General features: G+C 40.2%; 14 protein-coding genes and 3 riboswitches. Of the genes, 6 read left to right on the top strand and 8 right to left on the bottom strand.

Features of this window, described 5'->3' with window-relative positions:
* Nucleotides 1-41: 41 nt before the first annotated feature.
* The 3 genes from ABC361_RS06935 to ABC361_RS06925 all read right to left on the bottom strand — a co-directional run bounded on the left by ABC361_RS06935 (nt 42) and on the right by ABC361_RS06925 (nt 3,265).
* Complete coding sequence (locus ABC361_RS06935) at nt 42-809, bottom strand: ABC transporter permease (RefSeq protein ID WP_413073314.1); 768 nt, start codon at nt 807-809, stop codon at nt 42-44.
* Nucleotides 806-1,729 carry an ABC transporter ATP-binding protein gene (locus tag ABC361_RS06930; RefSeq protein WP_413073313.1) on the bottom strand — a complete coding sequence of 308 codons (924 nt, stop codon included), beginning with the start codon at nt 1,727-1,729 and terminating at the stop codon, nt 806-808. The genes ABC361_RS06935 and ABC361_RS06930 overlap by 4 nt, the downstream gene beginning before the upstream one ends.
* Nucleotides 1,730-1,855: 126 nt before the next feature.
* Nucleotides 1,856-3,265 (bottom strand): NAD-dependent succinate-semialdehyde dehydrogenase, encoded by a 1,410-nt coding sequence (locus ABC361_RS06925; protein ID WP_413073312.1) that lies wholly within the window; start codon nt 3,263-3,265, stop codon nt 1,856-1,858.
* A 185-nt stretch (nt 3,266-3,450) separates the two neighbouring features.
* On the opposite strand from ABC361_RS06925, the gene ABC361_RS06920 reads away from it, so the two are divergent.
* Together ABC361_RS06920 and ABC361_RS06915 are read left to right on the top strand one after the other, a co-directional pair.
* Entirely contained in the window at nt 3,451-3,966 is a 516-nt protein-coding gene (locus ABC361_RS06920; protein WP_413073311.1) for a DUF8052 family protein, read from the top strand.
* A 21-nt stretch (nt 3,967-3,987) separates the two neighbouring features.
* The gene (locus ABC361_RS06915; protein ID WP_413073310.1) at nt 3,988-5,613 is read left to right on the top strand and encodes a carbon starvation CstA family protein; all 1,626 of its coding nucleotides are present in this window, start codon (nt 3,988-3,990) and stop codon (nt 5,611-5,613) included.
* Between the two features lie 82 nt (nt 5,614-5,695).
* Here the strand turns inward: ABC361_RS06915 and metE are convergent, their stop codons facing one another.
* On the bottom strand, nt 5,696-7,972 hold the full coding sequence (gene metE / locus ABC361_RS06910; protein WP_413073309.1) for a 5-methyltetrahydropteroyltriglutamate--homocysteine S-methyltransferase: 2,277 nt from the start codon (nt 7,970-7,972) through the stop codon (nt 5,696-5,698).
* Nucleotides 7,973-8,122: 150 nt separating this feature from the next.
* A riboswitch (cobalamin riboswitch) is annotated at nt 8,123-8,253 on the bottom strand.
* A 52-nt stretch (nt 8,254-8,305) separates the two neighbouring features.
* Nucleotides 8,306-8,408, bottom strand: a riboswitch (SAM riboswitch).
* A gap of 185 nt (nt 8,409-8,593) precedes the next feature.
* On the opposite strand from metE, the gene ABC361_RS06905 reads away from it, so the two are divergent.
* Together ABC361_RS06905 and ABC361_RS06900 are read left to right on the top strand one after the other, a co-directional pair.
* Nucleotides 8,594-9,601, top strand: coding sequence for an SEC-C domain-containing protein (locus tag ABC361_RS06905; protein ID WP_413073308.1), 1,008 nt, complete (start codon nt 8,594-8,596; stop codon nt 9,599-9,601).
* 26 nt (nt 9,602-9,627) lie between these two features.
* A complete protein-coding gene (locus ABC361_RS06900) occupies nt 9,628-10,056 on the top strand; it encodes a YrvL family regulatory protein (RefSeq protein WP_413073307.1) in 429 nt (142 codons plus the stop codon).
* A 22-nt stretch (nt 10,057-10,078) separates the two neighbouring features.
* On the opposite strand, the gene ABC361_RS06895 is transcribed toward ABC361_RS06900, so the two are convergent.
* The 3 genes from ABC361_RS06895 to ABC361_RS06885 all read right to left on the bottom strand — a co-directional run bounded on the left by ABC361_RS06895 (nt 10,079) and on the right by ABC361_RS06885 (nt 12,813).
* Nucleotides 10,079-11,590: an NCS2 family permease gene (locus ABC361_RS06895; RefSeq protein WP_413073306.1), complete on the bottom strand. Its 1,512-nt coding sequence runs from the start codon at nt 11,588-11,590 to the stop codon at nt 10,079-10,081.
* 18 nt (nt 11,591-11,608) lie between these two features.
* The gene (locus tag ABC361_RS06890) at nt 11,609-12,205 is read right to left on the bottom strand and encodes a xanthine phosphoribosyltransferase (RefSeq protein WP_413073305.1); all 597 of its coding nucleotides are present in this window, start codon (nt 12,203-12,205) and stop codon (nt 11,609-11,611) included.
* Nucleotides 12,206-12,289: 84 nt separating this feature from the next.
* Nucleotides 12,290-12,392, bottom strand: a riboswitch (purine riboswitch).
* Nucleotides 12,393-12,501: 109 nt separating this feature from the next.
* On the bottom strand, nt 12,502-12,813 hold the full coding sequence (locus ABC361_RS06885) for a hypothetical protein (RefSeq protein ID WP_413073304.1): 312 nt from the start codon (nt 12,811-12,813) through the stop codon (nt 12,502-12,504).
* Between the two features lie 161 nt (nt 12,814-12,974).
* Here ABC361_RS06885 and ABC361_RS06880 point away from each other — a divergent pair, with 161 nt between their 5' ends.
* Nucleotides 12,975-13,901, top strand: a complete 927-nt coding sequence (locus ABC361_RS06880) for a prenyltransferase (protein ID WP_413075731.1) — start codon at nt 12,975-12,977, stop codon at nt 13,899-13,901.
* 22 nt (nt 13,902-13,923) lie between these two features.
* On the top strand, nt 13,924-14,673 hold the full coding sequence (locus ABC361_RS06875) for a DUF6081 family protein (RefSeq protein WP_413073303.1): 750 nt from the start codon (nt 13,924-13,926) through the stop codon (nt 14,671-14,673).
* Between the two features lie 108 nt (nt 14,674-14,781).
* On the opposite strand, the gene ABC361_RS06870 is transcribed toward ABC361_RS06875, so the two are convergent.
* Nucleotides 14,782-15,690: a DUF6612 family protein gene (locus ABC361_RS06870; protein ID WP_413075730.1), complete on the bottom strand. Its 909-nt coding sequence runs from the start codon at nt 15,688-15,690 to the stop codon at nt 14,782-14,784.
* Nucleotides 15,691-15,758: the final 68 nt, after the last annotated feature.

The following is a 15,758-nucleotide window of genomic DNA, read 5'->3' as shown; positions in this document are numbered from 1 at the left end:
AAAGCAATAAGCCAGGCGTCTAGAAACGCCTGACTCTTCCATTAAAGCACATCTCGTTTTTTAAATACAAGATGAGCAACTAGTAAAATAACCACGATATGTGCAAGTAAAAATGCTAGCGAAGCCCACATACTCTCAAAAGGTGGTGCCCCAAACGCCATGTCCGTTGAATAATAATTCCCAAAAAACTCAACATGCGATACGATGATCCATTTTGACCACTCATACTGTGAAATAAACAGCTGGACTAAACTGCTAAAGAACATCGGAGCGAACGTAATAATGATCGTTAATGCGGTACTTTTTGTTAGAACAGCGATGAGTGTCGCTAGCGCAATATAAAATACAACAGTTGGCAACTGATAAAGCGCCATTTCAAAAACGTTAGAAAACATCTCTGTAATCGATAACCCTTCGGTACTGAAAATGAATAAGCCTGTCACAATAGAAACAATGACAATCGCAAAAAACATAAAGAGGGAGAAAAGTAAGTTCCCAAACCATTTACCAAACAGTAAGGCATGTCGTGAAGTCGGTCTAATTAACAATTGTTTGATTGTGCCATTTGCAAATTCTCCTGCAATTGCTCCGGCAATAAGCACAACGCCAAATAACATCACAAATGTAGGAAACATGAACACGCTTATTTCTGCAAATTCTGCGGCATTCATGGGATCTCCCAAGTTAGCCTGAGTTAAAAGGGAAAGCCCCACTGCACCTGCAAGAAATACGCCCATCACGATGATAAATACCCAGACTTTTCGTCCGTACCAAGACTTTAACCACTCATTGTATAAAATGCCCATCATGATACTTCCTCCTCTCGTTCTTCGGTGAGCGTAAAGTACGCATCTTCTAAACGATTTTGATACGTTACGCCATAAACGTGAACCTGTTCTTTAATAAGTGCTGCTACAATGTCTGGAATCTCTTCATACGATTGTTTTTCTAATTCAACCGCTGTTCCATTTTGTTTAACCGTCCCGTATGTTGATAAAATTTCAAACGCTTTTGTTGCTGGTTTTGCTTCAATTTTCACCGTTAAGGTTTGCTCGGTGCGTTCATCCTCATTCATTGAAATTTCGTCTACCACTTCACCTTTTTTGATAACAATGGCTCGGTCACATAGCGTTTCAATTTCACTTAGCTGATGACTGGATACAAGTAATGTCACACCATCTTCCTTGGCTAACCGTTGTAAATACGACCTGAGATCTCGAATGCCTTTCGGATCAAGTCCATTGGTTGGTTCATCTAAGATCAATACAGAAGGACGATGCAAAAGCGATACCGCAATTCCTAACCGTTGCTTCATTCCCAATGAATAGGACTTTACTTTTTTCTTCATTGCCCCTTCAAGTTCAACTAAAGAAACCACTTCTTTAATACGCTCTTTTGAAATGGACTGATGACTCAATCTAGCAAAATGCTCAAGGTTTTGCTGACCAGTTAAATAGCCATACAAATCCGGATCTTCAACGATCGCACCTATTTGCGCCAAGGCTTCTTTTCGACTTGTTCGAACATTTTTCCCTTCAATAATGACATCCCCGGAGTCTGGAGCAATAAGGGAGACGATCATTCGAATCGTCGTTGTCTTTCCAGATCCATTCGGACCTAAAAACCCATAAATTTGACCTCGTTTTAATTGAAAATTCATGTCTTTGATAATATGATTTTTTCCGAATGACTTATTAAGACCCTTAATTTGTAACGGAAAATCTGTCATGTTTGTTTGTTCCCCCTATCCATGTATTAGTGTTCTACTTAAATAGTACACTAATATTGTTTTGTGCACAACCACTTTTTTCATAAAAAACACACCTAGGATTCAATTACCCTAGGTGTGTTTTTGCTACATCTTAAACGATACGTATTTGATTTCTAGATATTCGTCCATTCCTTGACGGCCACCTTCACGTCCAATTCCACTTTGCTTAAAACCTCCAAATGGCGCTTGTGCAGCCGATGGGCCACCGTCGTTTAGCCCAACAATTCCGTATTCAAGCGCTTCGGTTACGCGTATCGCTTGATTGATATCTTTGGTGAATACATAAGCGGCTAATCCGAAAATTGTATCATTAGCTCGCTCAATTGCTTCCTCTTCTTGCTTAAACGTTGCAATTGGCGCTACCGGACCAAATGTTTCTTCAATCATACACGCCATATCATCGGTCACATTTGCCAACACGGTAGGCTCCATGAAAAGACCATTGGTATTTGTACCGCCTGTCACAACGGTAGCTCCTTTTTCCTTTGCATCTGCTATATGCGACAAGACTTTGTCAACAGCATCTTGATCAACAAGTGGACCTATATCAATATGTTCATCTAGACCATTACCGACTGTTAATTTCTCCACTTCTGCCTTCATTTTCTTCGTAAACTCATCAGCAATTGACTCCTCGACGTAGATGCGATTCGCACACACACATGTTTGTCCACCATTACGAAATTTAGAAGCAACGGTATCTTGTACTGCTCGATCAAGGTCCGCATCCTTAAAAACAATCACCGGCGCGTGACCACCTAACTCTAAAGAAATCTTCTTCATCGTTTCTGCCGAATCTTTCATTAGTGTTCTTCCTACTTCAGTTGAACCTGTAAACGTAAGCTTCCGAACTCGGTGATCTTCTTGCCAGACTTTTGATATGTCACTAGAAGCGCCCACAACGACATTAATGACGCCAGCAGGAATACCCGCTTTTTCAGCAAGCTCTGCTAACTTTAATGCTGTTAACGGAGTTTGCGAAGCAGGCTTGATCACAGCTGTACAGCCGACTGCTAATGCAGGTGCAATCTTTCTCGTAATCATTGCTGCTGGGAAGTTCCATGGCGTAATGGCTGCTACGACACCGACTGGTTGCTTAATCGTAAACAATCGCTTGTCGTCTGTGGAAGCAGGTATCGTTTCTCCGTAATTCCGTTTTCCTTCTTCTGCATACCATTTAATAAATGAATTCGCATATCCAATCTCACCACGAGACTCTTTCATGGCTTTTCCTTGCTCTTTTGTCATTAAGGTTGCTAACTCTTCAGTTTGTTCTTCAATGTATTGGTGCCACAATTCTAATTTCTCACTACGTTCATACGTGGAAAGTTTTGACCATGTTTTAAATGCTTCAGCAGCTGCATCTGCTGCCGACTTCGCTTCCTCTGTGCCACCTTTTGGCACTTGATCAACAACTTCTCCATTAGCTGGATTTGTAATATCGACTTGCTCTAAGTTTTCCCCAACCCATTCACCATTAATATATAGTTTCATTATAATACCCCTTCCAAAGACTATTTTCTTGTTCTGTTCCCTACTGACTTTTTTTAAAACTTTTGCAATGTACATCTACGGCGCAACATATTCAACAAAAAATTAAATTGACTGAAAGTATTGAACTTTTATAAGATCGTCCTTATAATAAGAATCACTCACTTATAATCAAGTTTTAGTAGGAGGTGTTAATTACGAAGGCGGAACGGTTTATAAATCAACTAGAAAATACGCTAAAACATCAATTTGACGTTTACGCAAATGACAAACTAGAAAACCTCCCACTGCGGTTTAGCGCACATTATTACCGAAGAGACGATCGGTACATGTTCACAAAAAACGTAACCGTTTGGAGTGTTGAGAACAATCAACACATTTTTTTATATGAAGCACACGAAGGTACAACAGAAGAATTCGAACAATTCAAACAAGAATTAGATTGCTATATCCAACAACATAAAAGTGACCGCACAAGCCATATGTCTTCCATTTATATTGGCATCTTCTTGTTGCATACAACACCAAGTATAACACTAGAGAAAAAAGCAAAAAGAACGAGAAAAGTTTCGTTTATTCAATGGGGAAAATCAGGCTGGTATGAACGTTATCTTGGCGTACTATCCATACCTGAACAGAGACTAATTATAAACAAGAAAGGCAATCCATTTATTCAGCCATTTATTGAGGCAATAACGGAATAATGAGAAGGCGGGGGTAACAATATGAATTTTGTCACACTTATGTTAATTTGTGGTGCCATCTTAATTGTCGCTTATTTTACATACGGAAAATATTTAGAAAAACGATTAAAAATAGACAGTAGCCGTAAAACACCTGCGCATACGTTATACGATGGGAAAGAATACATCCCAACTAAAACTCCTGTATTAATCGGCCACCACTTTACAACCATTGCTGGTGGAGGTCCTATTACTGGTCCAATTGCCGCGATCGTGTTTGGCTGGCTACCTGCCGTAATCTGGATTATTGTCGGTAGTATTTTTGTTGGTGGAACTCACGATTATGCATCACTCCAAGCGTCTGTTCGCCATAAAGCAAAATCGATTGGGGAAGTCATTAAAGAATACATGGGACGACGAGGGCAGCTCATGTTTCTCTCTTTCGCTATTGCGACACTAATTTTAATTGTTGGCGTGTTTGTCATATTAGTTGCCAACACTTTTGTTTCTTTCCCCGGTGCTGCAACGGCTTCATTACTCTTTATCGCTGTTGCTATGGTGTTTGGTGTTCTTGTTAACCAGGTAAGAATGAATCTCATAACAGCAACGATTCTTGGGACGATTGCCATGGTTGGAGCCATTTGGTTAGGTCTTACCTTTCCGCTTGAATTAAGTGCAACCGCTTGGTCCTTTATTTTAATTATCTATGCTTACTTTGCATCTGTTTTACCTGTTTGGCTCTTGCTCCAGCCACGTGATTATTTAAATTCTTACATGCTCTATTTCTTAATTGGTGGTGCCTTTTTAGGACTACTCATTGCTCGACCGACAATTCAAATGCCTGCATTTACTGGGTTTTATAACGATCAACTTGGATTTTTATTTCCAATATTATTCATTACCATTGCTTGTGGTGCTATCTCTGGTTTCCACTCCCTCGTCTCTTCTGGTACGACTTCTAAGCAATTGGACAATGAAAAAAATGGGCGCTTTGTTACGTATGGTTCGATGCTTTTAGAGGCGTTCGTGGCTATTATTGCCATTGGTTCGGTTGCTTACTTAACGATGGGGGAATTTTCAGCGCTTATGGCGCAATACAACGATCCAATTAGTGTGTTTTCTTTAGGAATTGGTGAGTTTATGAGCACGTGGGGCTTACCTGTTCAAGCTGGAATTACGTTTACCGCACTAGCAGCATCGGCTTTTCTAATGACTACACTAGACTCTGCCACACGGCTAATGCGGTACACCATGACTGAACTTGGAGATAGTATTCAAGTAAAAGCTCTGACGAACAAACATTTCGCGACAATTGCCGGTTTGATTGGCGCAACAGCGTTAGCCTTAACCGGAACATGGCAAACGGTTTGGCCGTTATTCGGAGCCGCAAACCAGATGCTTGGAGCCTTAGCTCTTTTAGCTGTCACAATGTGGCTTGTTAAAACAAAGTCAAAAGCCTTGTTCGTCATTATTCCCATGATTTTCATGTTCATTGTTACTACGAGCGCCCTGCTCGTTATGCTCTACTCGAACTTCATGGCGCAAAACTACTTGCTTTCTGTGATCTGTTTTATCCTTTTCGTGATGTGTGTGTTCCTCGGAATTGAAGGCGCAAGAAGTGCTGGTAAGAAAGATAAGCCAACCGATTCAACAAACTTAAATGCATAAAAAAGATGTACGCTTGCGATCAAGAAGACCTCGAGCGTACATCTCACGCTTATCATTAAATTGATAAGCTTTCTTTGTTTGTTTACTGAACGAGTTGAGATCGTTTCGCTTTCGCTGCTTTAACCATCGCTTTAAGTGCTTCTACAGTTTCAGCTTCTTTTCTTGTTTTTAACCCACAGTCTGGATTAACCCAGAAAATGCGTTGATCAAGAACTTGCAGGGCGCGATTAATACTTGTTTCCATTTCTTCTTCTGTTGGTACACGTGGACTATGAATATCATAGACCCCTAGCCCAATTCCTTTGCTATACGTATAGTCTTCAAACGCTGTAATGAGTTCTCCATGACTTCGTGACATCTCAATTGAAATAACGTCTGCATCAAGTCCGTCTATCGCTTGAATAATATCTTGGAAGTCAGAGTAGCACATATGCGTATGAATTTGCGTTTGTGGCTCAACCGATTTCACAGAGAGCTGGAATGCTTTAACAGATTGATTTAAATAGGCTTTCCACTTCTCTCTCTTTAATGGTAACCCTTCTCTTAATGCAGGTTCATCTACTTGAATGACTGTGATTCCTGCTTTTTCTAAAGCGAGCACTTCTTGTTCCAATGCAAGGGCAATTTGATTCACCACATCTTCTGCTTGTAAATCAGTCCGTGGAAACGACCAGTTGTAAATCGTGACAGGTCCTGTTAACATCCCTTTGACCGGTTTCGACGTTTTCGATTGTGCGACTAATGTTTCTTTGACAGTCATATCATTTTGGAAAAAGACGTCTCCGAAAATAACAGGCGGTTTCACGCATCTTGACCCGTATGATTGAACCCATCCATTAGATGTGAATTCAAAACCACCTAGCTTCTCGCCAAAAAATTCGACCATATCAGTACGCTCAAACTCACCATGCACGAGTACATCTAACCCAATCTCTTCTTGGATCTCAATCCAACGCTCAATTTCAGCATTGATAAAGGACTCATAGGCTTCATTCGTAATTTCCCCTCTTCGCCATTGCAACCTCGTTTTTCGAACGTCTGCTGATTGCGGAAAACTACCAATTGTTGTAGTCGGTAATGGTGGGAGTTGGAAGACCTCTTGCTGAAGTTCCATACGTTTATTCGCAGGAACCGCTCTTTTAGAATCTTCTGTTTTACTGAGATCTAAAGCGGTACGGACTTCTTGGTTTGTGCGACTTGCAGATTGGTTTAACGTATCAATCGCCCGTTTTCCTACTTGCAGCTGTTTCAGCTCTTGCTGCTGATTTAAGACTGCTTTAAGATCATTCAACTCTGCTAATTTTTCTTCTGCAAATGATAAGGCAGCTTTTAAATTTTCAGGTAGCTTTTGTTCATGTTTCAGCGTTACTGGCACGTGAAGCAAGCTACAAGAAGGTTGAAGGATTAATTGTTCTTGCCCAACTATTTTTGAAAGTTCTTCCACCATGGCATGTGTCTTCGTTAAGTCTGTACGCCAAATGTTTCGACCATCAATTAGTCCAGCTGCTAATGTTTTTTCTTTCGGAAACCCATGTTGCTTTATTTTTTGTAAGCTATCACTATAAATAAAGTCGAGCCCAATACCAGCAACAGATAGTTTCGTAAAACGACTAAAATCATCGACTCCTTCAAAGTAGGTTTGTAGAAGAAGATTGGCTTTTGGTGCTGACTCTGAGAACCACGTATACACTTCATCTAAAATCGCCCACTCTTCTTCAGTCACATCCCCAACTAAAATAGGCTCATCCACTTGAATCCAGTCTACACCAGCCTCTGCCAGCTGATTTAGCACGGTTGTATATAAAGGCAATAAACTTCGCACATGATCAACAAATGAACGACTGCCATAATGTTTTGATAGTTTAACAAATGTTACAGGGCCCAAGATCACAGGCTTTCCGGTAACCCCTAGCTCTTGCTTCGCTTCCTCAATTAAATCTAACCAGCGATTGTTTACGAGCTCCGGTTCTCTACCATCAAGTTCAGGTACGATATAGTGATAATTTGTGTCAAACCATTTCGTCATTTCAGCAGCAACCGCATGCTCACTGCCTCTGGCAATCGCAAAATACGAATCTAAATCAACGGTTCCACCTTCATAGTCAAAGCGATCAGGTACTAAACCAAATGCTGTTGCTGTATCGAGTACCTGGTCATAGTGAGAAAAATCGCCAACAGGGATATAGTCAAGCCCTGCATCCTTTTGCTTTTGTAAATGATTCAGACGTAATTCTTTTTGTTTTTTTACGTAGTCCTCTTGCGATAGTTTTTGATTCCAATAGGCTTCTAGATTTTTTTTCCACTCTCGTTGCTCCCCGATTCTTGGAAAACCTAAGCTTGAACTTCTAACTCCACTCATTTTTTCTGCCTCCTTAAATAGTTGTACTCACCATAAAAAAATCCCTTTCAAGAGAAAGGGATAGGAAATATACCAGAAAGTCACTAGCGAATGAACATGAACAACTAGTTTAAAAGGCATGATTTCCACTCTTCTCTAGATCCGCGTAGAGCTAAGCAGAACGATTCGGCAGGCAATCTGACTTCGCACATAGGTGCGTCACAGTGGCGGGACCGTCTTGGATTTTCACCAAGTTCCCCTATTAAGTAGTTGGACACTACACCGTTTCGTTTCACATATGAAATTAAAAAAAACCTTTTCAATGAAAAGGGTTTATGCGATCACATCGCATCCCCCTTATCTGCCAAAGTTCCCTTTGCTGGAATTAGCACCTTTTCCAATTGGAAAGGTTGCTGAAGCTTCGTCGGGCCAGTCCCTCCACTTCTCAATATAAAGAGTGTTTTCTTATGTATGAGTATTCAATTAATTTAGCATAAAGACTGAAAACTGTCAAAAGATAATTCATACAAAAGATCCATTTTCATTTACTTATCGACTCAACCACAAAATTAACGGCTGTAAACCCTGCTTTTATCGCGGAAATCTGTTAAACTAAGAAAGTTGACGTAAGGAGGAACATCTATGATAAAGAGAAACGATCCTTGTCTATGTGGCAGTGGGAAAAAATATAAAAAATGTTGCATGCAAAAAACAGAATCAAAAGCAATTGTCTCTCAAGAGCTTCATCAATTAGAAACGGAAATGCTTTATACTGCATTTACCCGCTACCAAAAGGAATTAACAAACTGGGTGCAAAGTTACCACCATGTTTACCCAGACGTCGAAGAAAATGTAACCGAGACCCTTTCAAGTATGCTGCTTGTATGGCTCATTTTTCACAAGCCAATTGAAGCAGATGGGCAAACCATATACGATACATTCCTTGAAAGCAAGTTGAGAAAAATTAAACGTCCACAAACAGCTACCATTATAGAAAGCTGGAAAGGGACAAAACCTGCTGTTCTTGAAGTAGTATCGGTACATGAAGATCAATGTGAAAGCATCCATTTATTCACAAATGAACGCTTAACACACATCATTCCGTCTGAACATAAAGACACAGTCGAGCCTGGCTCAACAATTATTGGTTTTCCTGCCAATGGTGAAAACGCTATGAGCTTTGTCGGTCCAGTTATTAGTCATGTACCTGCTAAAACTGCAGACATTAAAAACAAAATTGACGCATTCCGTTCAGATTCTGAAGGAGACAGCTTCACCTCTAAATGGCCACAACTTCTTTCATCGTTACTTGCGGAGAATACGCCTATCGTAAAGGCTGCTGATGATTTTGAATGGTCATCTGAACAAGTAAAAGAAACTGCCGATATTCTTTTGAGCGGCTTGAAAAAAGATCAACATCCACCGGAAATTGAACAACTTGCATTAGAAAAATGGCATGCGTTTACCTCAGCTAAAAAAGTCAATATTCGTAAGCCTGAAGCATTTGCAGCTGCAATGGAATATGCGCTACAAGAATTTGCGCCGCTTTCCGTTACACAAAAAGCATTAGCTGAAAAATATAACGTTAGTGCATCAACTATTTCGAGTCGTTCGATTGAAATTACAAACGAATTGCGTCTAGCAGAATAATTTTTGAACAAAAGAAGGTCTGATTTATGCGGAAACCATCCCTTCATACAGTGTTAGGAGTTGCTTTGCTCCTACTTGTTGTACTTGGATTTATATTCGTCCTGTACTATTTTGGCATGATTAGTCTGTTTTACCTTTTGGGAATTGAATATCGATCGCTTTGGTCTTTAGCCTGGTTCGTCATTCTATTTCTTGTAAGTGGCTTGATCATTGAAATGATAACGAAAAGCCTCATTTATACCGTTGTACCTAAGGTAAAGCGCTATTCTTTACAAAAAGTATGCGAAATTACAATCCAGTTTGTGTTCATTTTTCCGCTTATTCATTTTCTTGAACGATTGTTTACATCGATAACGATTCCAGTTGTTACACAAGCTGCACTGGCATTCTTAATAGTTACGATTGAAACACTCATAGAAAACAAAGATTATACAAAGCGAAATAAACCCATTTGAGAATACTCAAATGGGTTTTTCGTTACGCAACGTTTTCTATTTTTTGATCAACCTCTATAATTACCTTCTTTGATTCTCGATATCCAATGTATACAAAGAAAAGACCGATTAACAGATAGCCGATTGTATAATCAAATGCAGCATTTACTGCTAACGAAGGTGCATTCATAAAGCCGAAAAAGGAAAGAAGCGCACCAATTGCTGAAAAGATCCCTGCTTTATAGAAGTCTTTGTCAATTAAAAAGACGGTGATAGCTCCTAAAATAATGGCTGTAAACATGGCACCTTGTCCAAGTGGGACGATCCCTTCAGAGATGCCCGCAACAACATCAGGTGCTGGATTGTTAAAGCGTGTCATCATGTAGTTCGCAATATAAGGAAGAATGGCTAAGGCAATGGCTGGATAGTAACGCTTTGCATTATTTGCAAACGTACTTCCGATCATTGACATCCCTACAAAGACTAGAATTGGGGCAACCGCAGCCATTGGAATTAATGCCGAAAAGGCACCAATAAGTCCCGTAATGGAAGCAAGAGCGAAAACCCCAGCATTTAAAATGCTATAGCCACGGCCAGCACCAAGCTGTTTAGCTCCCACAGTTGCAATATAAACCGTTGTTGGAAACATGCCGCCAAAACAAGCACCGAGCATAGCACCTATTCCATCTACTGCCTGACACTCTCGAACATCATAAGAATCTCCAGCAGCTGACATCGCATCAACATTATTCATCGTTTCAATCGCATTATAAATCGTAATCGGAATTAAGATTCCTAATAACCCGATCAGTGCACCAAAGAGATACGTCATCCCTTCAAACGCAGCAAGGGTTGGTAAAAAGGGATAAAAGCCGACGTTGCTTAACGCCGCTGTTACATCACTACTTGTTTGGTAACCAAGGACAAAGGCCAAAGCGACACCAACAATAATCGCAAATAAAGAGGCTGGAATGTTAAACGGCAACGCGACTTTCGCCACAAACCCTAGTAAAATCACCGCCATGGCTACAAGACCAATAATCGGAATTTCAAAGACAGAAAACAACATTTCTCCAGCAACAAAGGTAAACGCGACCCCAGCCAAAGCTCCTAATAGCGCAGGTCTTGGCGTATGTTTTCGAACCCAGTTTCCAAAGAATGCGACAAGTGCCTCTACAAGACCTGATAAAAATGCAGCAGCGACCGCAATTTTCCATGCTAATTCATGATCGTTTGTTAACGCTAAAGCTGGCGCTGTCACACCAAACAAAAAGACAAACATAACAGGTGTTGATACACCATAGGATAAGGCTGTCACATCTGTACGATTTTCCTTCTGCGCTAACCGCTTTGCCATATGAGCGTAGTAGACGTTTCCTGCAATGACGGCAACTGCAACACCAGGTATGATTCGACCGAAGACCAGATCGGTTGAAAAGCCCATCGCTAAAAGAGACACGGTGATGACAACAAAGTTTGCTAAATTGTTTTGAAAGAGTGCAAAAAACGCATCGATATCTTGTCTTTTAAATAATGGATAATGTACTTGATTCACGTTGTCTCTCACCCTTCGTTAGTTGTTTTGTGCAACTGGCTCTTCTACGAACGTCACAGTAGACTGTTCAAGCGAAGCAATACGTGCGAGAGATTCAATCCGTAGTCCTCTTTCTTCAAGCTTTTTCCGTCCATTTTGGAACGATTTTTCTATCACAATACCGACACCAACAACTGAAGCGCCAGCTTGTTCAACAATATTGATTAGTCCTGATGCTGCTTCTCCATTTGCGAGAAAATCGTCAATTAATAAGACCCGGTCTCCTTCTTTAATTAAATCTTTGGAAACTGTCACCTCAGAATATTCCTGTTTTGTAAAAGAATATACGCGACTGGAATAAACATTGGCTTGATTCATTGTGACCGATTTTTTCTTACGTGCGAAAATTAATGGTGTTTGTAGCTGATGCGCACACATAAAACTAGGCGCAATTCCAGAAGACTCGATCGTAATGACCTTTGTTACCTTCTCATCTCGGAATAAACGAGCAAATTCAAACCCAATTTCAGTCATTAAGTGGGTGTCGACTTGGTGATTAAGAAATTGATCAACTTTAAGGACCCCTGTAGATAGTACAGTTCCTCGTTCAATAATAGCATCTTGTAATTGCTTCATATTTAACCCTCCTAAAATATAAAAAAGCCGAAAGATAAACGGTTTACCCGAGTGATCTTTCGGCTTCTCAACATTAAAAAAAGAGCGCAAAAAATGATCACTCGTAGTCAGACCGTTAAATGGCAGTCTGGTAGAGACTCGCGGACCGTATTACCGCTATTATACGAGTAGTATATATTATTCGTATTTCCTAATTCCTAATGGGTACATTATAAAGAAGAAATACGTAAATAGAAAGGCTTTTTTTGCAGAAAATGTTTCTAAAAAAAGAAAAACCGGTTACATTCACCGATTTTTCATTTCTTCCATTTAATTGCAGTTGGTTTTAAACAACGGCGACACTCAAAATCGACTGTTAAAGTATGGATGGTTGACGTCGCTTCACAATGTGGACAAGTGACCGTTTGAACACGTAGTAAAGAAATTCCTAAACTCAAAATCGAGACCATTAAAATTAAGAATGCTTGTACCATGCTTCCAGATTGAGTGGCTGCAACCATAATCCCAATGACGACACCCGTTAAACCGATGAGCGCCATTACTATTTTGCCTAAACGTAGAAAAACAGGCAATTTTTTTCGTTGGATAACCATATCTGTATGTTCCATGTCTTCTCCTACTTTCTAAAAATAAAGCGATTTCTTCTATTACTAGCATAGCACAATAGGAAGTTTTTCCAAACCACTAATCTGCAAGCGTATTTCATTGTGAAATGAATCGCTAAAGTGTATAGTCTACATTGGACTGCTTAGCGGTCTGTTCGTTGGAGGTGAACACTATACAAACCCTTAAGTTTTGGTTAAAAGCTGCTAGAGCACGCGTACTACCTGTTATGATTTTACCTGTCGTAATTGGTTCTGTTGCGGCATTTGCCTGGGAGCAAACCTTTTATCCGTTCTATTTTATCCTTACATTAGTCGGCGCACTGGCTGCGCATTTATTTTCGAATATGATTAATGATTTGTGGGATTTCCGTAATGGCGTTGATGAAAAAGCGGAGCAATCAGACGAGTCAATCTCTACAAATTCTCGCTTGCTGGCAAACAAAAAAGTCTCTATTTCGACATTTGCATTTGTCACATGGAGCTTGTTCGCAATCGCTTTCGCTTCCGGTATCCTTTTAGCTCTATTCCGTGGGTGGGAGTTGCTTTTATTTGCATTAGCTGGCGGATTGATTGCCTACTTCTACGTTGCGCCTCCTTTAAAATTTGGTTATCGCGGAAAAGGCTACAGCGAAATCGCCATTTTTCTCGCTTTTGGTGTGCTGCCCATAACAGGAAGTTACTTTGTTATGACGCAATCATTGCCAATCGACGCGTTTTTAGTCTCTATTCCAATTGGACTATTAACAACACTTATTTTATTTAACCATCATTTTCTACATTGGCGCGCAGATCAAGCGGCAGGCAAGAAAACATTGGTCGTTGTATGGGGAGAAAAAGGTGGAATCCGCTTCTCAAAAATGTTGGCCGTTCTCGCATTTATCTCAATCCCGATTTTAAGTCTTGTGGGTATACTGCCTTGGTATGCAAACCTGGCCTTAATCGCAGCCATTCCATTTGCAAAAACGTATCAATCGTTAGCAGAAACAAACCCAAGTCCTGTGTACGGTCAACTAATGGGCGCTTCCTTGAAAGCAACAATTCGTACTGGCTTAATCATTATTGCATCTCTACTACTTAACGGATTTATTTAACGATATAGGAGTGTGACATGAAATGAAAAAAATATTAGGTAACTTCGACACCATCTTATCAAGTGAAGAAACATGGAAAATTGGCGGGTTCCCACTTCCAGACGGCTCATTTTGGAGCTATAGAGAACCAGAAGCAGTCGTTATTGTTCGCAACGGAATTCTTTACGTTCGTGCACCTTTATCGAACCAGCATGACTCGATTCAAATTTTAGACAACGCCAAGCACATGTATTACTCTGCTGAACCTGTTATAATCCCAGAGGAAGGTCAAATTGAAATAGAGCTTGACATTAAAGCTCGTACAAAGGAAACAACGCCAGGGGACCTTTATGATGGCTACGTTTCGTTTAACCTTCTTGATTTCACAACTGGGGCTGCATTGGATTTCTTTGCTACTGACGATCAATATTCATCTGTTTATGGAATTCTACCTTTCCCAGGTGTTAATGTTCCAGATACAGGTAAAACGAAATACTTTTGCTTATTTAAAGAAGCGCAGGAACACTTTAAACCACAGGACTTCAATCGTTATAAAATTATCTATGACCGAAAAAATGATGAAGCAATTTTCTATGTAAATGGCCATGAAGTGCGACGAGAGACACAAATCCCTGTAAAATTAAATCAGTTTACCGTTGCATTAGGAATTATGACGGAAAAAGACCTTACGAGTGAAGGAAGTGTTTCCGTTCATGGTCAAACCGTTATTGGCGAATACTCTCCAGTAACCGTCACGTATCACGATGAACATTCATCACGAAGCGAATCGTGATTCGAAACAAACGGTGAGGTTGCTTTAAACGCCTCCTCATTAAATAAGACGATTGATCTTTTATAGAATCAATCGTCTTTTTATATCTTATTGTCTTAGTTTTGAGCTTTACATATCATCGGATTCATCGATGTCAAAGTCACCAAATTCTTCCCCAATATCAACGGAGTTCTCGATAACGTCATCAGGAATATCAATGGAATCAATTTCATTATACATGGAATAGGTCCCATCTATATCCATTGTAAAATTCATTGACTCGCCATCTTCTTCCATCATCATATCTACATTCATCGTTACTGATTGTTGATGGAAAGTCTCTTCGTCGATAACTAGACGATAACTCATATTCTCAATCTCCATATTTTCCATCATCATCTCAAAATCTTCTTGAGGAAGGGCCATCTCATTTTGACCACCCATATCCATATACCAATAGATAAGCTCTTGGGCGTCTCCATTGTTTCCTTCCATTGAAATCACGTAGGTGTTGTCTTCTTCAGTCATCTCAATTTGATCCATCATGTCGCGTAACATTTGTAGTTGCTCTTGCTCATCAACTTGAAGTTCCTCTTCCATCTCCATCTCATCGCTAATATCCATACGTAGCCAGTCTCCACCTAATGGACTTTGCATATAAAAGTTTCCATCGACAAAATACTGATCCATTCCTATATCAACGCCAAGCTCTGAGGCAGATATCGTTGTACTCATTTCAAACGCAAGAGGATCGGCAATCGCATCGATCATCGTATTTAATCCAAACTGCATCGATTCATTTCCTTCTTCACCGTCAGCCTCTACATCATACGTCATTCCCATTTCAGTTCTAAAACTATCCACATCATTCATTGCGTCCTCAGTCTGTTGCAACACTTCTTCAACTGAAAGGGGTTCGTTTTCTTGAATCTCCTCATTCGTATTTGCGTCTTCCGTTCCAGCTTCTCCACCAGTTTCGTCTCCGCCACATGCCACAAGCATAAGTGTGCTAGCTGGCGCAACGAGTAACCACGTCATTTTTTTCAATGTATAGCCCTCCACAACATACTTTTGTCTATAGTACTTCCTACCCGGACTTTGGTTCT

The organism is Shouchella phoenicis (assembly GCF_047238345.1).
In the GTDB taxonomy this organism is placed as follows: Bacteria; Bacillota; Bacilli; order Bacillales; family Bacillaceae_D; genus Shouchella.
Note: the sequence above shows the minus strand (reverse complement) of the source record. Positions and strands in the feature narration are given on the sequence as shown.